The sequence below is a fragment of the Aeribacillus composti genome, assembly GCF_007827555.1.
Classification (GTDB): Bacteria; Bacillota; Bacilli; order Bacillales; family Aeribacillaceae; genus Aeribacillus; species Aeribacillus composti.
Window position 1 is genome coordinate 69,529 of record NZ_VISS01000015.1, and the last position, 18,835, is coordinate 88,363.

The 18,835-nt window shown below is 40.3% G+C and carries 20 protein-coding genes; 4 read left to right on the top strand and 16 right to left on the bottom strand.

Annotated features, from left to right (window positions below; genetic code table 11):
* The first annotated feature begins 4 nt into the window (after positions 1-4).
* Positions 5-2,752 (top strand): DEAD/DEAH box helicase, encoded by a 2,748-nt coding sequence (locus FB379_RS09540; protein ID WP_144597817.1) that lies wholly within the window; start codon positions 5-7, stop codon positions 2,750-2,752.
* An 831-nt stretch (positions 2,753-3,583) separates the two neighbouring features.
* On the opposite strand, the gene FB379_RS09545 is transcribed toward FB379_RS09540, so the two are convergent.
* Positions 3,584-3,970, bottom strand: a complete 387-nt coding sequence (locus FB379_RS09545; protein WP_117017297.1) for a single-stranded DNA-binding protein — start codon at positions 3,968-3,970, stop codon at positions 3,584-3,586.
* Positions 3,971-4,117: 147 nt separating this feature from the next.
* Entirely contained in the window at positions 4,118-4,513 is a 396-nt protein-coding gene (locus FB379_RS09550) for a hypothetical protein (protein ID WP_144597818.1), read from the bottom strand.
* Positions 4,514-4,772: 259 nt separating this feature from the next.
* Here FB379_RS09550 and FB379_RS09555 point away from each other — a divergent pair, with 259 nt between their 5' ends.
* Positions 4,773-5,174: a helix-turn-helix domain-containing protein gene (locus FB379_RS09555; protein ID WP_066248034.1), complete on the top strand. Its 402-nt coding sequence runs from the start codon at positions 4,773-4,775 to the stop codon at positions 5,172-5,174.
* 73 nt (positions 5,175-5,247) lie between these two features.
* Positions 5,248-5,706 carry a YwpF-like family protein gene (locus FB379_RS09560; RefSeq protein ID WP_144597819.1) on the top strand — a complete coding sequence of 153 codons (459 nt, stop codon included), beginning with the start codon at positions 5,248-5,250 and terminating at the stop codon, positions 5,704-5,706.
* Between the two features lie 185 nt (positions 5,707-5,891).
* Here the strand turns inward: FB379_RS09560 and FB379_RS09565 are convergent, their stop codons facing one another.
* From FB379_RS09565 to FB379_RS09630, 14 genes are all read right to left on the bottom strand, one after another.
* Positions 5,892-6,152: a hypothetical protein gene (locus FB379_RS09565; RefSeq protein ID WP_144597820.1), complete on the bottom strand. Its 261-nt coding sequence runs from the start codon at positions 6,150-6,152 to the stop codon at positions 5,892-5,894.
* A 486-nt stretch (positions 6,153-6,638) separates the two neighbouring features.
* Positions 6,639-7,061: a 3-hydroxyacyl-ACP dehydratase FabZ gene (fabZ, locus tag FB379_RS09570; protein ID WP_144597821.1), complete on the bottom strand. Its 423-nt coding sequence runs from the start codon at positions 7,059-7,061 to the stop codon at positions 6,639-6,641.
* Positions 7,062-7,260: 199 nt separating this feature from the next.
* Positions 7,261-7,527, bottom strand: a complete 267-nt coding sequence (locus FB379_RS09575; RefSeq protein WP_066248025.1) for a DNA-directed RNA polymerase subunit beta — start codon at positions 7,525-7,527, stop codon at positions 7,261-7,263.
* A 134-nt stretch (positions 7,528-7,661) separates the two neighbouring features.
* Positions 7,662-8,942 carry an RNA-guided endonuclease InsQ/TnpB family protein gene (locus tag FB379_RS09580; RefSeq protein ID WP_094246128.1) on the bottom strand — a complete coding sequence of 427 codons (1,281 nt, stop codon included), beginning with the start codon at positions 8,940-8,942 and terminating at the stop codon, positions 7,662-7,664.
* Complete coding sequence (tnpA, locus tag FB379_RS09585) at positions 8,943-9,359, bottom strand: IS200/IS605 family transposase (RefSeq protein ID WP_094246129.1); 417 nt, start codon at positions 9,357-9,359, stop codon at positions 8,943-8,945.
* A 222-nt stretch (positions 9,360-9,581) separates the two neighbouring features.
* A complete protein-coding gene (locus tag FB379_RS09590) occupies positions 9,582-10,412 on the bottom strand; it encodes a flagellar hook-basal body protein (protein ID WP_144597822.1) in 831 nt (276 codons plus the stop codon).
* 16 nt (positions 10,413-10,428) lie between these two features.
* Entirely contained in the window at positions 10,429-11,247 is an 819-nt protein-coding gene (locus FB379_RS09595; RefSeq protein ID WP_144597823.1) for a flagellar hook-basal body protein, read from the bottom strand.
* Positions 11,248-11,536: 289 nt separating this feature from the next.
* Positions 11,537-12,538, bottom strand: a complete 1,002-nt coding sequence (mreB, locus tag FB379_RS09600) for a rod shape-determining protein (RefSeq protein ID WP_063388998.1) — start codon at positions 12,536-12,538, stop codon at positions 11,537-11,539.
* A gap of 144 nt (positions 12,539-12,682) precedes the next feature.
* The gene (gene spoIIID / locus FB379_RS09605; RefSeq protein WP_063388999.1) at positions 12,683-12,958 is read right to left on the bottom strand and encodes a sporulation transcriptional regulator SpoIIID; all 276 of its coding nucleotides are present in this window, start codon (positions 12,956-12,958) and stop codon (positions 12,683-12,685) included.
* Positions 12,959-13,555: 597 nt separating this feature from the next.
* On the bottom strand, positions 13,556-14,515 hold the full coding sequence (locus FB379_RS09610) for a 5-oxoprolinase subunit C family protein (protein ID WP_063389001.1): 960 nt from the start codon (positions 14,513-14,515) through the stop codon (positions 13,556-13,558).
* Entirely contained in the window at positions 14,493-15,281 is a 789-nt protein-coding gene (locus FB379_RS09615) for a LamB/YcsF family protein (protein ID WP_063389002.1), read from the bottom strand. Before FB379_RS09615 ends, FB379_RS09610 begins: the two co-directional genes overlap by 23 nt.
* Positions 15,278-16,012 carry a 5-oxoprolinase subunit PxpB gene (gene pxpB, locus FB379_RS09620; protein WP_144597824.1) on the bottom strand — a complete coding sequence of 245 codons (735 nt, stop codon included), beginning with the start codon at positions 16,010-16,012 and terminating at the stop codon, positions 15,278-15,280. Before pxpB ends, FB379_RS09615 begins: the two co-directional genes overlap by 4 nt.
* 527 nt (positions 16,013-16,539) lie before the next feature.
* Positions 16,540-17,043 (bottom strand): GNAT family N-acetyltransferase, encoded by a 504-nt coding sequence (locus FB379_RS09625; protein ID WP_066248016.1) that lies wholly within the window; start codon positions 17,041-17,043, stop codon positions 16,540-16,542.
* A 268-nt stretch (positions 17,044-17,311) separates the two neighbouring features.
* A complete protein-coding gene (locus FB379_RS09630; protein ID WP_144597825.1) occupies positions 17,312-18,175 on the bottom strand; it encodes a stage II sporulation protein SpoIIQ in 864 nt (287 codons plus the stop codon).
* A 134-nt stretch (positions 18,176-18,309) separates the two neighbouring features.
* Between FB379_RS09630 and FB379_RS09635 the strand changes: the two genes are divergently transcribed.
* Positions 18,310-18,741 carry a VanZ family protein gene (locus FB379_RS09635; RefSeq protein ID WP_066248014.1) on the top strand — a complete coding sequence of 144 codons (432 nt, stop codon included), beginning with the start codon at positions 18,310-18,312 and terminating at the stop codon, positions 18,739-18,741.
* The last annotated feature ends 94 nt before the right edge of the window (positions 18,742-18,835 follow it).

The following is an 18,835-nucleotide window of genomic DNA, read 5'->3' on the forward strand; positions in this document are numbered from 1 at the left end:
GGACATGTTCACCACAACTAGTCTTGTGATTTGTGCTGAGAAAATCGGAGATCATCAATACAGCATTTGGTGTACAGATGAAGTTGGCACCTTTCTTGCGCTTAAGGAATGGCAGCAATACGCATTTATTTGGCATACTTCTTCCTTTTATGGCACCGATTTGCGTGTATCAGACAATTGTATTCTGCTTTCGCCGTGGCAGGCGGTCGAATTTTTTGCCAAACGACCTGTCAACTCTTTGCTCAATATTTCCTTTTCTAGCGATCTTGACCAGACATTGCAAACAGCTGAACTGATTTTTCAGCTTGTTCAGACCGGTAACTTCATGCCTGACTATTCATCTTGGCAAAAAGGAAAGATGGGCTGGAAGCCGAAGGATAAAACGGTTAAGGAAATTGATCTTCCATGGTTTTCCGCTGCCGTTTCTGACCTTTTGGAAAGAAGCGCAGGAGCGAAACGTGCTTGGGATCAGCTTGTCGAAACATATCCTTTGCTCACGTCATTTGAAGGGCATTTTCTTGATGAACAGGACTGGCTTGAGAAAATAGGCTGGCGATTAAACGATCGGCCGTTTCAAATCGGCTTCCGTCTAAATGAACCTGAACAGGATGGCGGCATTTGGAAACTGGAAATGTTTTTGCGTGATCAAACAGACAAAAATTCTTTGCTTTTATACAAAGGGAAAAGCTCGCTGCCGGCTAAATGGCGGAAATATACGGACACAATTGAGCGTGAACAGCAGCGCCTTACTGCAATCGTCCCATGGCTTGCATTTGAAAATGGAGAAGCTCTATTAAGCGAACAGGAGGCGTGGCGTTTTTTATTTGAAGCAAGCGAAACATTCATCAAATCAGGCATCGAGATTCTTTTGCCATCCTGGTGGCAGGCGGTGAAGCAATCGAGCCTGGCATTGAAAGCGCATGTGAATACCGTCCCGAAAGGAAGATCGTTTGTCGGGATGAATTCCCTCATCGACTTTAATTGGCGGATCGCAACAAACGGCGTGGAGCTGACCGAAGAAGAATTTGAACAGCTGGTTGAGCAAAAACGGCGGCTCGTCAACATACGGGGAAAATGGATCATGCTTGATCCGTCAATGATCGAGCAGATGAAAAAAATGCTGAAGCGTGCAGAAAAAGAGGGCCTCCACATTTTTGATATTTTAGAGCAAGAATTTGGGCGAAATCGCGAAGAGGGGGACGAGCTAGAGCGCCCATTTGCTAGGATCGAAATCAAATTAAACAGCACATTAAAAAAAATGGTGAAGCAGCTAGGGGAGCTTTCGGAAATCCCTTCCGTAAGCATGCCGAAGCATTTCGCTGGCACCCTCAGACCTTATCAAAAACAAGGCGTGGATTGGCTGTTATTTTTACGCCGCTTCGGTTTTGGCGCATGTTTGGCAGACGATATGGGGCTCGGGAAAACAGTGCAGATGATTGCTTATTTTCAATATGTGAAGGAACGGGAGAAGCCGGAAACACCCGCACTGATCATCGTACCGACGTCCGTGCTCGGCAATTGGCAAAAGGAAATAGAAAAATTCGCTCCTCAATTAAACGTTTATTTACATTACGGCCAAAACCGGAAAAAAGGCGAAGCATTTCAAAAAAAGGTTTTGTGCTCCGATATTGTTTTGACGTCATACGGCTTAAGCCACGTTGATTTTGACGAACTTTCTTCTGTTTATTGGTCCAGCCTCTGCATCGATGAAGCGCAAAATATTAAAAACGCCCATACGAAACAATCGCGATCTATCCGGAAATTGAACAGCCATCAGCGCATTGCGCTGACAGGAACGCCGATAGAAAACCGTTTGACGGAGCTTTGGGCCATTTTTGATTTTATCAATAAAGGTCTTTTAGGAAGCCTTCACCAATTTCAGAAGCAATATGTGCTTCCGATCGAAAAAGGGGAAAAACCGGACAAAATTCAAAAACTGCGCAGCATGATCAGGCCGTTTCTGCTTCGAAGAGCAAAACGCGATGAGCATGTCGCACTGAATTTACCGGAAAAACAAGAACAGAAGGAGTACGTGCCGCTCACCGTCGAGCAGGCATCATTATATGAACAGCTTGTCAAAGACACATTTGATGAAGTTATGAAAGCGGACGGCTTCGAGCGGAAAGCACTCATTTTAAAAATGCTGGGCAAGCTGAAACAAATTTGCAATCACCCCGCTCTTTATTTTAAGGAAGAGGCTTCTTCTCCTCTTCAAGGCCGGTCTCATAAAATCGATAAGCTGCTCGAATTAGTTGAAGCTATTTTGGATCAAGACGAAAGCTGTTTAATTTTTACCCAATACATTCAAATGGGAAAAATGCTGCAAAACTTGCTTGAAAAAACATTTAAAATAGACGTTTTATTTTTGCACGGAGGCTTATCCAAAACAGAACGGGACAAACTTGTCGAGACGTTTCAAAATGGAGGCAGCCGCTTGTTTATTTTGTCGCTGAAAGCCGGAGGCACAGGATTAAATTTGACAGCCGCCAACCACGTCATCCATTTTGACCGTTGGTGGAACCCGGCCGTTGAAAACCAGGCAACCGACCGCGCCTACCGCATCGGCCAAAAGCGGTTTGTCCACGTGCATAAACTGATTACCACCGGCACAATTGAAGAAAAAATCGACGACATGATCGAGAAAAAACAAGCATTAAACGAAGAGCTGATCCAAAGCGACAACTGGATCACCGAACTTTCCACAGAAGAATTGAAGGACTTAATTGCACTCAGAAATGAAGAAAGACGATAAAGCGTGTCTGCATCGATCGAAAAACGACTGAGGAATGAAAAAAGAGATAAAGTGTTAAGGTTTTTTTAAATGTAAAGCTTTTTAAAAAGTGACCGTGTCTACTTTAGCGACTTCTTTTATCAAAGTTTGAAAGCAAAGCGATTATTCCATTCTTAAGCTGTTAAAAAAGGAGGGAATCTTCTTGGCAAAAAAAGATTCTAAAACGGAAGCACATGCCCCGGAATGGGAAAAACTTTATGAAGAATTAATAAAAGCTGCAAATAAATAAGAACTCTTTTAACCACTCTTTTTGGGAGTGAGCAGCGGAGTCTATACACCACAAAAAAAGATCTGGGAGTCTTATCAATTTTAATGAGGCTGAGCTGAGGCAAAGACCGGAAGCTGGAAGCAGTCTCGACGAAACAGCATAAATACATTAAAAGGAAGCCAAGAATGGAGCGGTCGAAGCTTTTATAAAATGAAGCATCATTTTCATCTTTAAAAAATTTGAACAAAATGTATCAAAACGTCATTTCTAAAAAACAGCTGTTGCCTTTCATTAGATGATAATTCCTTTCCTCTCAACAAAACAGCCAGCCTCAAAAAAACGGCTGGCCAAAGGTTGAGGGAGCTTTTAGGGGATGCCTTGTGATTTTTTCTTTTCACTGGAAGGAAAAAAAGCGGACGACTTAGCTAACGGAAGTTCATTTTCGATTTGTGTCAAAAGGTGGACTTTTCTTCTCATAAGATTGATTTACGTTTCTTCTGCGGAATCAAAAGCAAACTTACTTTACTTCACACATGCCTTATTTTGCTGAGGACGAAAGGATTGTTTTTCCTCTAAAGTCAGACTTACTTTGCCTCAGACTGTTCAGGTGCGGATTCCGGATCGAAAAGCTCTCTTGCCCGCATTCTTTGCGGCGGAGTGCCCATAAATCGAACGGAATCCGCAACAACTTCTGTTACGTACACTTTTTTGCCCTCGCTGTTTTCATAGTTTCGCGTTTGAATTCTTCCGATTACGCCAACGATCGATCCTTTCCGGCAGTAATTTGCAGTATTTTCAGCTGTTCGTCTCCAAAGTGTACAATGAACAAAATCTGTGTCTATTTCCCCTGCCGCATTGCGAAAGTTGCGGCTCACAGCCAGCGTAATATTGGCAACAGGAGCCCCTTCACTTGTATAGCGGATTTCAGGATCCTTTGTTAATCGACCGACGAGCGTCACATGGTTGATCACATCATCCCTCCCTTCTCGCAATGTGCACCCTTATTGTAGCTGAAGTTAAAAAAATAGAAAAATGTCTATTTTTAGATTTTTCCGCCTTTAACAACGTTGATTTTCTCATTTTCCTATAGCTATTTTTCGAAAATAAACGACGATTTATTAATTTTCGGGATTTTTCATATTTTTTGTCGCAATGAAGGAAAAATGATTCGACCCATAGATGTGTATGTTCTGCAAGAGCTTTGAGAAGATTGGAGAAGATTTCATTTGCTCATCGATGATTTCTTCTTTATAGCGAAGAGTTGTGTGGTCGTATGTAAACAATTGAACATAAAACTGCTTTTCTTGCATCCCAAACATTACCCGCAATATTGACAATTTATCCTCCATTTGAAAATATACATCAATTACCGCATCGCTCGGGATTTGAAAATAATGATAGCTAAGCTCATTTTCGGAAAAATCGCCAATCCTCAACATCATGAATTCCTTATTTCTAGTTCTATTTTCATGACCGCGGATCACATGAATTTTTTTGAGTTTATATTTCGTCATCAAATCCCCCCTTAGGCCTTTTTAAAAAAGTATAATCCTTAATGTCAAAATTATCTATATTTACGAAATATTTGTAATATATGCATTTTAGTTCATTTTTCCTATAAATTGTCGAAAATTCTCCTTATCTCTTGTATTTTCTTCATTTTTCAATTTCGTTCTAATACGGAACGTAGATTTTATTGATCCTATTACGATCTGACGATGCCTTCTTTTTCCTTTACCATATTTTTAATGGTATGGAAAAGTTGGTGGAATCGTGAACGCACAGCAAAAATTTCAAATGAATATGAAATTTTTCCGAAAAGAAAAAGGATGGACTCAGAAACAGCTGGCCGAAAAATTGAATATGACAAGATCAGTAATCAGCAAATTGGAAACTGGAGTGCAGCAGCCTAGTCTGGAGCAGCTTGTTTCGATTAGTGAAGCACTCGAAATCAGCATTGATCATCTAGTTGGTCAAGGCGGTACCCCGAGCATGTTGGCAGAAGTGCTTGAACCATATCGGTCAGAAAAACATTTGGAGGAAGTAATTGACTTTTTAATAAAACATCCCAATTTATACGATGCGATTAAAAAATTAGCGAAAACGAATCATAATCAACAGCAATTATCCCAGTATGTTGCTACGATGATTCATGAACTGTTGAAAATAGAGTAAAGGCTGACTTTTGTCAAGCCTTTTTTATTTTATGTTATAATAAAGCATAAACTCTAGTTGGGGGCCTTGAACCATGAAAACCTTTAAGCTTGTCGAATTGAAAGTTGAGAGGAAAGATCAGGAAAACCGCATCGAAAATTTACCTCTTGCTGATGGGCTGATCATTAATAAAGAGGACGGCGAAAATTCGTGGTTAATTGAGGCGCTTCTTTCTAAACAGTTTCGTCCTTATTTTGAACACCATTTGCAAAATAATGATGAACTCAAGCTTTTAGCCACGATTACTAAAAAAAATAACAGACCCGCTCATATCATTGCAAAAATTCGTTCGATCACTATGTTAAAGGATCATATTTCTGTCCTTTTTGACGGCAGAATTTATAATAACCGAACTTCCAAACAGGAAGCAGAAATGGTCCTCAGAGAATTAATTTCAAAAGGTCTATCTGGACAAGAGCTGCTGGAGGCATTTAGTAAAGCAATCAATAAAATCAATGATCCGAAAGCAAAATCCCGATTTAAAAAAAATTGAATAGTCCTCCATGAAAAAGGATAGTCATGCGTATTTTAATGTGAAAGCCAACAAAAATCCTGGCCAGATTTGCCTAGATGAAACCGCAGATGCTCCACATATAATCAATTTTAACTTAAATCAGTTATGAGACACCTCATTTAACTCCTAAAAATAAAATAGAAGGCACGGACGGCCTTCTTTAATTATTGATTTTCTTGTTCCATGTTGTTTTCGTCGTTATTATCGTCGGCAGTATCATCTTGATTGTTATCGGCACCTTCTTCATCATCCGGTGGCAATTCTTCATCTAAAGTATTCCCGTTATTGTCTTCATCTGTTGGACCTAGATTTTCTTCTGTATCGTCATTATTGTCCGGAGGGACCTCATTATTTGTATTGCACCCTGTCACCACCATCAACGCCATTAGCAAGCTAAACAACATGTACATCCATTTCTTTTTCATATGATTGCTCCTTTCCTATTGTTATACGTTCTTAACATGCCCAAGTATTTTTAACACATTCAACAAATTTTTCTAAAATACAGATTAATTTTTCAACCTTCAGTATATGATGACATAGATTGAAGAAAGGATAAGAAGGAATATTCGTAAAAGAACGATTTCGAAAATAAACTTTTGCAATCCAACATTTTCATATCCAAATGTAAAAAAGAAGAGAAAACACTTTAGAAGGGCTCATAATCGGGGAAAAACAAACGAAAGCCATATTTTCAACATCAGAAGAAATAAAAAATGAAGATATAGAGATGAATACACCGTACTGGAGCACATCGAAAATTTTGGGAGAGAATACAGAAAGAAGATCTTTTAAGATGCAAGTACATTCAAAACGAGGTCAATACAACAGCCTCCTTGAAAATTTTTGAAAAAAGCGGCTGTCTAATTTGCTTATTTAATAAAAAACAGATGCCATTATAAGGCACCCGTTTATTTCACAGCAAACGTTAATTCAGCTTCACAAGCGATTTCGTCATCAACCTTTGCAATTCCTTTTGCTTTTCCGATCGGACCCCGCTGTACGATCATTTCCACTTCCAGTTTTAGTTGGTCCCCGGGGCGTACTTGTCTTTTAAAACGGCATTTATCAATGCCAGCAAAAAGAGGGAGCTTCCCTTTATATTCTTCTTTTTTCATCATGGCAACTCCGCCTACTTGAGCCAGTGCTTCAACGATCAAAACGCCTGGCATAACCGGATAATCCGGATAATGTCCGTTAAAAAACGGTTCGTTAATTGTGACATTTTTGATGCCGACCGCCCGCTTGCCTTCCTCTAATTCAACAACTCGATCGACTAGCAAAAACGGATATCGATGTGGTATGATCTCTTTTATTTGCTGAATATCCAACATGAAGATGCCTCCTTAAGGATTAAAACGATAGTCTGTTTCCGCAGCTTTTTATGGCTCTAATGAACGAATTATGCCCCATTTTTTCGTCTCCCGAGCTCCGGCATCTGAGCAATGCATCAGCTCGTTTCTTAGAACCAATCTTGCAGAAGATCTTAACAAGGAGGAAAATTCCCCCAGCCTTTCATCAAGTATATTAGAATTACGCGTCCTTTTCAACAAGATCTATGATGTGCTGCCATGTAGACGGTTTAAGTGCATCTAGTGGACGTCCGTCCCCCAACACTCCATATCCGATCATCGCACCGATTGCCATGCTGATGACCATTCCAAAAACAAGTAAAATGAGACGAAGCCAAATTGGAATAAGCCGGACTCGTGTGCGCGTTTTTCTCTTGACTCCGTCCTCTTTTTTCGCTTTTTTCCGTTCTTCCCTTGTTAAAATATCAACTTTTTCCTGAGCAGCCATCATAAAAACTCCCTTAAAAAAATAACAAGTTTTAAAAAGCTGATACAGCAGCTTCTTTTAAGGTCAAAGATCAAAGAGACCTATTTCTATATTCACGGTGAACTACTCGTCATTGAAATGACGAGCTTCCTGTTCTACGCAACGAACTGTTGTCCGTTAAACGTATACACAGTCGGCGTGTCCAACACCACTACTGATTGAGATAAAGCCTTAATCTCTTTCAGATACTTTTTGCTGATATTGATAGCACCATTCACATCCGCATTGATGGTTGTATGACAGTCGTTACATACATATAACCCTCGATGAATCCGATTACTCGGCTTTGCGTTTTCTTCACAAGGGAACATTTGGCATACTGAACATGCTTGAGAGGTGTATTCTTCGGTTAATAAACGAACATCTATTCCTTGCTCCTGCGCTTTATACCGTATCATTTGAATGATTTTCGCATACGGAAAACCATGCAATTTTTGATTCGTTTTCTTGTTGAATTTCGCTTGTTCTCGTATACCTGTAATGTCACCAATCACAATCGTTTCGACTCCTTGTTGCAGAGCAATATCAATCACTTTTCTTGTCATACAATGCAACATGTGATGCACTTGTTTTCTTTTCTTTTGATAAAGTTGTAACACACGTCTGGAAGGTTTCGGGTATTGTATTCCTTTAGCACATTGTTGAGCGAAACCAATCGCTTGAAAATGGGCGATTTGTTTATGAAAGTAGCGTTCAACGGATAGCCATTGCCTTCCTGAAATGATGTGTGCTTTTCCTTGATAATCATAACAAGTCATCGCATTGGCAATCCCTAAGTCAATCGATAAAAATTTCGTGCTATTCTTTTGTTTCAATGGTACATCTTTGTATTCTTGAATCAGATAAATCGTATATTCTTTTCGACTGATGGGTTTCACTTCAATCAGTTTTATCTTTTCGATTTCGATATGTTTCGGAATCGGGATATAAAGATAACTTTCTTCCAATCCATACGTTTCTTTTAAAAAGGCTTTTTGAGCCTTTGGAATGGGTAAACGAATTTTGGTATTGTTCTCCACCAATTTGAAACTGTTATTTAGAAAACGGACATTAAAGTTTTGATGCTTGAATCGTGGTGGTTGTGGATTATCTATTCCATTGCTTTCCTTTAGTTTGAAAAAAGACACCCACGCTTCTTGCAAGACTTTTAAGACCTCTTGTGCTGATTGAGCAGGTAATTGTTTATACCAAAAATGTGTTTTTAATCGTTTTTTCTGTTCATACCAATTCGGGAACGGTACACCTTGTTCTTTCGACCAATTCCGTTTTTCATAGTTCCCCACATTCCATAACTTACGACTGGCATAACACAAGTGATATAAGATGATTTGATTGGTTCGATTCGCTTTATAGGTGAAATACGATACCTTTTTCATTTAGTCACCACCTTTCTTTTGGTTAGCAATATAGCGTTTTATGACATCCTCACTAATAGAGCCAACGGTTTCAATATAATAACTAGAGTTCCATAATACTCCTTTCCATAATTTTTGTTTGATTTCAGGAAATTGCAGAAAAATTTTTCTCCCTGAAATCCCTTTTAACATTTTGACAATATAAGAAGGTGCTATTTTTGGATGAGCTGATACAAATACATGAATATGATCTTGTTCACCCACCTCTACCATCTGCAACAGAAAACCTTTTTCTTCTGCAATCTCTTTAAAAATTTTCTTGAGATATAACTCAACCTCTTGTGTCAAAACCTTCTTTCGATATTTCACAGACCATACAATATGATAATTGACATTATAAACACAAGTTCTTGCGTGAATTAAATTTGTTTTCTTCATACATATAGTATATCAAAAATATACAAAAAAACCAATTATTTCAATCTTTAATAAACCACATATAGTCTTTATAAAATATAAAAAAAGCGATTCATCTCCCCTTTAAAAAGGGGAGGATTCTCGCTTGTCTATCCTAACACCCGTTTAAGGCTAGAGGTAAAACTTGTTAAATTGCATTTTGCCGATTTTCAACTGTTCAACACAATTGCAGAAATCGCCCTATTACCTCACCGTATTGATTAGTCCAAGCATTTGATCGCCGATCGTGATTGACCGAGCATTTAGTTGGTAGGAGCGTTGTGCGATCATTAAATCTGTAATTTCTTGAGTCAGGTCGACATTTGAGCTTTCCAGAGCCCCTTGCCGCATGCCGATTTCCGTCCGCGAATCCCCTTCCAAATTCGTCAGCACATCTGTGATGGGCACGTTTCCTAATTGCTGCAAACCGTATATATTATTGCCGAGTGAAATCATCATGCTCGGACGATCTACTCTGACAACTCCAAGGTTAACCGTTTGCGGCAGTTCTCCTTCATTCCGTGATGCTGCTGTAAGCGTCCCGTTTGCAGAAATGACAATCTCGCGAATATCTCCGTCCAAGTAAATCGGGTTTTGATTTTCATCAAGCACGCGGTAGCCGTCTTTCGTCACAAGCATAAGGCGGTTCGTACCATCGTTTGCAGGAGATAAATAAAGAGCACCGTCTCTTGTATACCGGACCTCGCCGTCTACTTCCACTTGTAAAAACTGATCCTTGTGTAAAAGCGCAACATCTAGCTCTCTGCCTGTCGTTTTAATAGCGCCTTGATGAAAGACAAGCTGTTTATCCAGTCTGGCGCCGACGCCAAGACGAAGGCCGTAATCAGTCAATCTGCCTGTTTCTTTTTGAAGATCCGGCTGATTGTTCAGCTCTTGTCTCATCAATTCGTGAAAGGTTGTGCTCGTTTTTTTATATCCGTTTGTATCGATATTCGCTAAGTTATGACCGATTGCATCCAATTGCTGCTGTAACTGATTCATCGTATTAGTCGCTGTAATCATTGAGCGGAGCATTTACAACACCTCTTTGTCAGCCGATGCGGCCGATTTCATTGACTGCTTTCTCCATGCTTCTGTCATATGCTTGCAGCACCTTCTGATTTGCTTCAAAAGAACGATAGGCTGTCAGCATATCCGTATAAGCCCTTGCAACATCAACGTTGGAACGTTCAATATATCCTTGGCGCAGCACATATTGCACATTGCCGTTGCCAATTGCACTTGGCAGCTCTGTTCCGTCAGCCGTTCGAAACAAGCCGTTCCCTTCATTGACAAGATTGCGGACATCATCTTCAAACCGAATATCGATCGTTTGACCTGTATATTGTCCGTTTTCCAAAACTTCTCCTTCAGGCGTAATAGTAAAATCGTTTCCTTCAATAATAATCGGCGTTCCGGCTACAGACAGGACAGGGTTTCCTGCCATTGTCAGGCGGCCTTGCTCATCAATCGTAAAGTGGCCGTTTCTCGTATATTTCAATTCACCATTTCCCGTTTCAACAGCAAAAAAGAGAGTGCCTTTTAAATTCGTTTCTCCATGAATTGGAACCGCTTCTTCCACTAAAGCTACATCAGTCGGCAAATCAGTTGCACGGATATCCCCTTGGGTAAATAGTGGAATCAATTCTTGCATATAAACGCCTGTATTGACAGATCCAACTTCCGAAATATTTGTCACACCGTTTTTTGTTTCAATTCTTGACAAAAGCATTTCCGGAAAAGCCCGTATTGCAGCCCGGTCAGATTTATATCCCGGCGTGTTAGCGTTGGCTATATTGTTTGAAAGCATTTCCGCATGGCGCTGCTGTGTGAGCATTCCTGCTGCAGCTGTATAGAATCCTCGAAGCATGATTTTTCACCCCATCCAACAAATCCGACATGTTCTCCTAATTTTATATTATAAAGGACTTTTCGATGATTCTCATTACAATTTTTTTATTATCTTATAGGTAAAAGATCACAATTTTCTGATAGGTCTTTTATCTTCCGTCTCCTTTCCAAACTGTTCATAAAGATAAATATCATTTGGATGTTGGGAGCTGAATGGGTATGTAAAAGCAAGAATTGGTCTTTCAGATTTGAAAGTAAAAAAATCGGCGTAAAAGCCGATTTCTAAAAAACTTATTGCTACGATTTTGTTATATAAACTTTCTTTTTGGCAGTTTGTCCATGTTTTCAAGCATGATTCCTGTTCCGACAGCAACGCAGTGCAGCGGATCATCCGCTATGGTAACCGGAACCTTCAGCTCTTCAGACAAGAGCAGATCAAGCCCATGCAGGAGTGCTCCGCCGCCTGTTAAAATAACACCGCGGTCAATGATGTCTGCAGACAGCTCAGGAGGTGTGCGCTCCAACACATTTTTAGCTGCTTGAATAATGGCTTCGACAGGTTCTTTTAATGCTTGCTCGATTTCTTTCGACCTAATAGTGATCGTCCGAGGCAGTCCTGTGACCATATCACGACCCCGAATATCGATTTCTTCGTCGCGTGCACCTGGAAATACTGTTGCCGCTTTCACTTTAATATCTTCTGCAGTTCGTTCACCGATCAGAAGCTTATACTCCCGTTTAATATAATTTAAAATTTCAAGATCAAATTTGTCTCCAGCCACTTTCAAGGACGAGGCGGTAACGATATCACCCATGGATAGTACAGCTATGTCCGTCGTCCCGCCGCCAATATCCACCACCATGTTTCCACTCGGCTGGAAAATCTCCATCCCAGCGCCAATTGCAGCTACTTTTGGTTCTTCCTCTAAAAAGACTTGCTTGCCGCCGCATTTTTCAGCTGCCTCTCGGATCGCTTTCCGCTCCACTGAAGTAATGTTTGTCGGGCAGCAAATTAAAATCCGCGGCTTTGATATAATGCCTTTGACATTTAACTTATTCAAAAAATGTTTGAGCATTGTTTCTGTAATATCAAAATCTGCGATGACACCATCCTTCAGCGGGCGTATGGCAACAATATTGCCAGGTGTACGGCCAACCATACGTCTCGCTTCCTCGCCAACCGCTAACACCTTTCCGTTGTTGCGGTCAAGTGCCACAACAGAAGGCTCATTTAACACAATGCCTCTGCCCTTTACATGAATCAGCACATTTGCTGTTCCTAGGTCGATTCCTACATCTTTTGAAAACATATTACTATGATCCTCCCTTGCCAATCATCATCTCTCCAACTAATATCCTAATTTCTTATTGTATCATATAATTGCATAAAAAGTATGATTTTGTAAAAAAAGACAAGATTTTCGGAGAGTTTTGTCGGTTGGCGTCGAGAATCATCATCGTTTTATCGGTTCTTTTTGCTGTTCTTCTTTTTTATATTTTAATTTTGTTGCTTCTCCGCCACGAAGATGGCGAATCGATTTATGATAATCTAGTATTTTCTTTACTTCGTTTGCTAAATCAGGATTTATCTCCGGCAGCCTTTCCGTTAAATCTTTATGGACAGTACTCTTGGAAACGCCAAACTCTTTCGCGATTACACGAACAGTTTTTTTCGTCTCCACGATATACTTTCCAATCTTGATTGTGCGTTCTTTGATGTAATCGTGCACACCACTCGACCTCCCTAATGTGGATGTGAGAAGTGTGAAATGAGATTCGCATGCACAGTGTATACAGCTATATACATGATGTAGAATCTAAAGTTGCCATTTTTGCTGTATTGATCATCTATCTCCACGATCCCTCACCTCAAACACTCTCTTGTTAGGTTTGTAACATTTTATTAGCTTGGGTGAAGATATATTCTTGAAAAGTCAAGAAGGACAAGGGATTTATGAAAATTTATTTTCCACTTAAAGTCGAGGGCATGTTTCGACACTTTTCATTGATTAGTTTTTCGACGATATACACTAATCATTTTCCGGGAAATATGTATAATTCCAGTGAAAAAAAGAAAACATCTGCTCCTTTTTGGAACAGATGTCGAGAAATGGAGAATGGTTTGATTCTTATGACAAAACAGAAAAACATTTTTGATGAGCTCTTCGGCAATGTGGACAAGTTCTCTCTTGCTTTTTTATGTTCCTAAAATATTTGACTTGTTCAGGCTTTTATTAGCGCAGATACCGAAATTGTTCAGACCTTATCGGGTCTATTTAATAAAATTTCGTTCAATGATCATATATGTTCACTTTCCAAACTTTCGTTTATTCATCATATATGCCAGCTCCGACTGATATTTGGCGCATGATGCGCATCTGCTCAAAATAAAGCTTTTGAGCCTCTTGAACGGAAACCGGCTGAAAGCGAATCTTTGCCCCTGGCACCGCTTGAGCAACGTACATCAAATCCACTGTAATGACTGTTCCGATTCTCGTATATCCGCCCGTTGTTTGCCGATCAGCCATTAAAATGATCGGCTGTCCGTCAGCAGGTATTTGAATTCCGCCAAGGGGAGCAGCTTCCGACAAAATGTCGGCAGGCTTTCTATGAGAAATTTTCGGCCCTTTCAGCCGATAGCCCATTCTGTCCGATTGCGGTGTGACTTCATATACAGAAGAAAAGAAAGTATCGATTCCTTCTTTTGTAAACGCCTCTTCATGTGGACCCGGGACAATGCGAATGGTCATGTGCTTTTCGTATTTCGGGATAAGGGAAGGGGATAACATTCGGCCAATCGTGCTTGTTTTTACAGCATCCGAACCCATGATTACATCCCCTTTTTGAAGGGCTCTTCCATTTAATCCTCCTATTCCCGCTTTTAAGTACGTTGATTTGCTCCCCATGACCTTAGGGACGTTAATTCCGCCTGCGATTGCGATATAGGCTCTCGCTCCGCTTTTTAAACCGGTAAAAGAAAGTTGATCTCCCTTTTTCAGCAGCACGCTTTTCCATAACGGAGCGTCTTTCCCATTGATTTTTGCCGCTAGATCGCCTCCGCATATCGCAATCACAATATCACGGACGGCCCTTAAGGAAGGACCTGCGATTGTTGCTTCCAGCACCGCTTCATCTTTTCGGTTGCCGACTAAAAGATTTGCGATTTGCATGGAAAACGAATCCATAGCGCCGGCAACAACAACTCCGTATTGCTGATAGCCCGTTCTTCCTAAATCTTGAACAGTCGTTAACAAACCAGGCTTTTCAACTAACAATATTTCTTTCATCTTTTTTCGCTCCCGGATTGACAATACGAATATTTTCTTCTTCCAGTTTGCTTTTTAAAGCTTCAGCAAATGCTAATGCCTTCGGACCGTCGCCATGGATGCAGATTGTATCAGCTTGAATGGGGATGTCATGCCCGTTTATTGCCGCTACTTTTCCCTCCTTCACCATACGGAGAACTCTTTCTACCGCTTCCTCTGGATCGTGTATGATTGCATTTTTTTCTGATCTTGAAGTTAATGTTCCGTCAGGCTGATACGTTCTGTCGGCAAAGACTTCATGCGCGACCGTAAGCCCGATCTTTTCCCCCGCACGGCAAAGGACGCCTCCTGAGAGTCCATATAGGATAAGCGACTCGTCAACATCTTTTACTGCTTGAGCAATCGCCTCCGCTAACGCCTTGTCTTTTTCAGCCATATTGTATAGAGCACCGTGGGGCTTCACATGGTTCAGCTTCATCCCTTTTGATGCCGCCACAGCCTGCAAAGCTCCAATTTGATAAACGACCATATTGTAGACTTCCTCAGGAGATACTTTCAATTCCCTTCGTCCGAATCCGGCTAAATCGTTCAACCCTGGATGAGCGCCTATCGCCACATCAAACTTTTTCGCAAGCTCTACAGTCCGCATCATGACATTATGGTCGCCGGCATGAAATCCACAAGCAATGTTGGCTGAAGAAATACAGCGAAGCAGTTCTTCATCATTGCCAATTTTAAAATGGCCGAAGCTTTCCCCTAAATCGCTGTTTAAGTCAACAGATATCATGTTTCTGCCGCCTCCTTTTTATATTTGACCACTTTATATGAACCCTTTAGCACCTGCTGTTCAATTTTTTCATATTCTCTTTCCGTAATGGGGACAAATCGGATGTAATCGCCGGCTTTTAGCAATATTGGATCTTGTTTCTGCGGATCATACAATTTGACAGGCGTTCTCCCGATGATTTGCCAGCCTCCCGGTGTTTCCAAAGGATAAATCCCTGTTTGCTCCCCGGCAATTCCTATTGAACCGGCAGGAATTCTAGATCTGGGTGTCTTTTTCCTCGGCGCCGCAATTCTTTTGTCCATTCCGCCTAAATATGGAAAACCTGGAACAAACCCAATCATATAAATCAAATAATCGGAGGATGAATGAATCTTCACTACTTCTTCTTCCGACAATCCATTCGTTTCAGCAACAAACTGAATATCTGGCCCTGCCTCCTTGCCATATAATGTCGGAATTTCAATGACTATTGGATCCGGCACTGGCATGCTTTCTATCTTTTCTCCAATTTTTAAAAGCTTTTGAGAAAGTTCATCGTACGAAATAATATTTGGTCGATAAAAAACAGTAAGGGTGGTGTAAGCAGGAACCCATTCGACTATTCCTTCAATGCAGCTTTGTTCCAGCCAATATACATATTGACGGATTTGTTGATAAATTGCTTCGGAAATCTCCGTACCGAATTGAATGATGATTCCTGTATCACCAAGCGGTTGAATCGAAAATTCCACCGTTTCCACCCTCCTTTTGAAAAAGTGCTTTTACGCAGCAAAACACTTACTTTTGCAGCTTCTGTGTAAAGCTTGTCAACCCGGCCAAAACGGCTGCTGCGGATGTTTTTTTCAGCACTGGTGGATTGCTGCTGTTAAGCAAGTTTTCCAGTCCACATAAATCGTTAATCGAAACGTTCGTATCAAAAAGAAATCGACATAAAAAAGCCCCTATCACTCAATGGAAGCAAAAATTTATTTAATACTCTGGTACGCAATTAAAATATAAATACTCGCAGATGGCAGATCTGATTGAAATTCTTTCGCTGCACAAACTGCCAGAAAAACAGGATCGCCCATAATCATGCAATGAACAATTTCCGCAGGAAAATTCAACACCAGTCTATAGATTCAGCCAAATTTAAACAGCCGAACAATCATGTTCTAAAAAAGGATTGCAGTTTGCTAAAAAGACGCTTTTTTACTCAACTGGCGAATGAAAAAGAAACTAAAATACTATATTGCGAGCGGAGATACTGTTAATACGTTCAATCGGCTACACGTTTCCCCACTATCACTAAATCTCGCTCAACACCGTCCAGTACCGCTACACGGGGAAAGTGCCCCCAATCGCGGAAGCCATTTTTGTAAAACAGCTTTAAGCTCGGGATGTTGTGCTTGAAAATAAAGCCAAGCAAATTTTTTATTTGGAGGCTTGGAGCCTTTTCTATAGCGGTCTTCAAGGCAAAATCGCCGATTTGTTTTCCCCGGTACTGTTCATCAATGTAAATGCTAATTTCCGCAGTTCCGTTATAAGCAGGCCTTCCATAAAAGGATTGAAAGCTGAGCCAGCCAGCTACGCTTCCATCCTGCTCGATCATCCACAACGGTCTCGTTTTTGGATTGTGCTCATGAAACCACTGTATACGGTCTTCCACTGAAATAGGTTCAGTATCAGCTGTCACCATCCGGCTTGGGATCGTTGAATTGTAGATCGAGACGATTTTAGGCAAGTCATGTATCGTTGCATCTCGAAAGCGAATATTTTCCACGTGCTTCTTCCTTTCTCCTGCTTAGATTGATTCTATTATATATGGAATAAAGTGAATTTTCGATAATCGCTTCACATTATGTTTTTAAAAAATGTTTCGGCAAGCCTGCTTTCTCGCTTGCACCTTACCGTACGTTGTTTCTTGTACCGTTTATGAAAAATTTTTCGGTCTGTTCTTTATGAAAATTTCAGCGCCTATGCTCATTTAATTTTTACCAGATATGATTTAGACAAAAAAAAACCTACTCGTTTGAGTAGGATTGTATTGGTTAAGGTTTAGTTGTAGAATTATCAGATTTTTCTTGTTCTGAATTTTCCTTTGACTGAGATTGTTCTTCATCAGGCTGAGTTTCATCTGATGGGGCTGTTTCGTCTGAAGTAGCTTCCTCTCCATCTTTATTATCTTCTTTTTGTGCTGCCCCGTCAGAAGGCTCTTCAACAGATTTTTCAGTTAAACTTGTTAACGGCTCGTCCATGTAGTTTAATGGATTGTAGGCTTTACCGTCTTTGCGGATTTCAAAGTGAACATGGACGCCTGCGTCTTTATTGAATTGGTTTTTCCCAGCTTGTCCGATAATTTCTCCTTGTTTAACTTTGTCGCCGACCTGTACTTTCGTATCGGCAAGCGATTGGTAAATGGTTTTTACACCGTTTTCATGTTCAATTTCTACGACATATCCTAAAAGAGAATCTTTTTCAGCTTTTGCAACCGTTCCGCTTAAAGATGCAGTGACTTCAAATGCTTTTCCATCATTTGATGCGATATCGATACCTTGGTTTGGATGGTATGTGTTATTATGGAAGACAAGTGCCGTTTCTTGTTCTTTTTCTGAAGCATTAAAGTCATAAAAGTTTGTTACTACCTTCACAGCATCAGGATCGATGGCCGGCATTTTGAAGTTTTCGACGGATTGATTTACTTCCACCGATTGATCTTCATTATAGGAAACGTCTGTACCATCGTCCGTTGATAAATCGTTTGCATCATTGTTGCGGATTGCTTGATACCATAAAACGGCTGTTAAAATAACGGCTGCACTGACTAAATAAATAGCAGGAAAAACCCATTTTTTTCTGAAAAACTGTTGGAACTTCGAGCCTTGAGAAGTACGTTTCTTTTCTTCCTCTCTCATTGTTCATCACCTCAGCAACCATTGTGAACAAGTTTGAGAGAATCTATACATCAAAATAAAATTTTTTCTTTTATTTTTTGCTATTTGTTTTTTTCTATGCATATTGTTGAAAAATATTTGAAGGAGTTTGGATCATGAAGAAGTTTGCGGTATATGTAATCAGTATTTTACCGATTATGTATATGGCGGTCATTTGGATCTTGTCGAGCTATCCAGCTGACACTTTCGTCAAAACGCCATTTTCGTTCGACCATTTATTGAAAGAGTCGCTTCATCTCATTGAGTTCGGAATTCTTTATTGGCTTTTCATTTTCGCCTTCGCTGTCCATGAAAAGCTTACAGAAAAATTAAGTTTCGCCTCAGCGATGATCGCTGTTTTTTACGGGCTGTGTGATGAAATTCATCAATATTTCGTTCCCTCAAGATCTGCGACAATCATTGATCTTATTAAGGATACAATCGGTGTTTTCGCATCCTACTATATCGTCAAAATCTTTTATTTCCAAAAAGACGAATCGAAGCTGAAAACGTTTTTTTGCAAATTAGCAGCATTAAAAACATACTAACATTAGTAGTACAGACCTAGGCCAAGGTTTGTGCTACTATTTTTTTATAGTAGAAGTGAAGGAAGGTCGAACATCCCCTGGGACCAAATAGAGT

Bases quoted from the DNA above. Each gene is read 5' to 3' on its own strand.
- FB379_RS09540 (WP_144597817.1), top strand. From the start codon at position 5: ATGTTCACCACAACTAGTCTTGTGATTTGTGCTGAGAAAATCGGAGAT.
- FB379_RS09550 (WP_144597818.1), bottom strand. From the start codon at position 4,513: ATGACGAAATATAAACTCAAAAAAATTCATGTGATCCGCGGTCATGAA.
- FB379_RS09560 (WP_144597819.1), top strand. From the start codon at position 5,248: ATGAAAACCTTTAAGCTTGTCGAATTGAAAGTTGAGAGGAAAGATCAG.
- FB379_RS09565 (WP_144597820.1), bottom strand. From the start codon at position 6,152: ATGAAAAAGAAATGGATGTACATGTTGTTTAGCTTGCTAATGGCGTTG.
- fabZ (WP_144597821.1), bottom strand. From the start codon at position 7,061: ATGTTGGATATTCAGCAAATAAAAGAGATCATACCACATCGATATCCG.
- FB379_RS09575 (WP_066248025.1), bottom strand. From the start codon at position 7,527: ATGGCTGCTCAGGAAAAAGTTGATATTTTAACAAGGGAAGAACGGAAA.
- FB379_RS09580 (WP_094246128.1), bottom strand. From the start codon at position 8,942: ATGAAAAAGGTATCGTATTTCACCTATAAAGCGAATCGAACCAATCAA.
- tnpA (WP_094246129.1), bottom strand. From the start codon at position 9,359: ATGAAGAAAACAAATTTAATTCACGCAAGAACTTGTGTTTATAATGTC.
- FB379_RS09590 (WP_144597822.1), bottom strand. From the start codon at position 10,412: ATGCTCCGCTCAATGATTACAGCGACTAATACGATGAATCAGTTACAG.
- FB379_RS09595 (WP_144597823.1), bottom strand. From the start codon at position 11,247: ATGCTTCGAGGATTCTATACAGCTGCAGCAGGAATGCTCACACAGCAG.
- mreB (WP_063388998.1), bottom strand. From the start codon at position 12,538: ATGTTTTCAAAAGATGTAGGAATCGACCTAGGAACAGCAAATGTGCTG.
- FB379_RS09610 (WP_063389001.1), bottom strand. From the start codon at position 14,515: ATGAAAGAAATATTGTTAGTTGAAAAGCCTGGTTTGTTAACGACTGTT.
- FB379_RS09615 (WP_063389002.1), bottom strand. From the start codon at position 15,281: ATGATATCTGTTGACTTAAACAGCGATTTAGGGGAAAGCTTCGGCCAT.
- FB379_RS09630 (WP_144597825.1), bottom strand. From the start codon at position 18,175: ATGAGAGAGGAAGAAAAGAAACGTACTTCTCAAGGCTCGAAGTTCCAA.
- FB379_RS09635 (WP_066248014.1), top strand. From the start codon at position 18,310: ATGAAGAAGTTTGCGGTATATGTAATCAGTATTTTACCGATTATGTAT.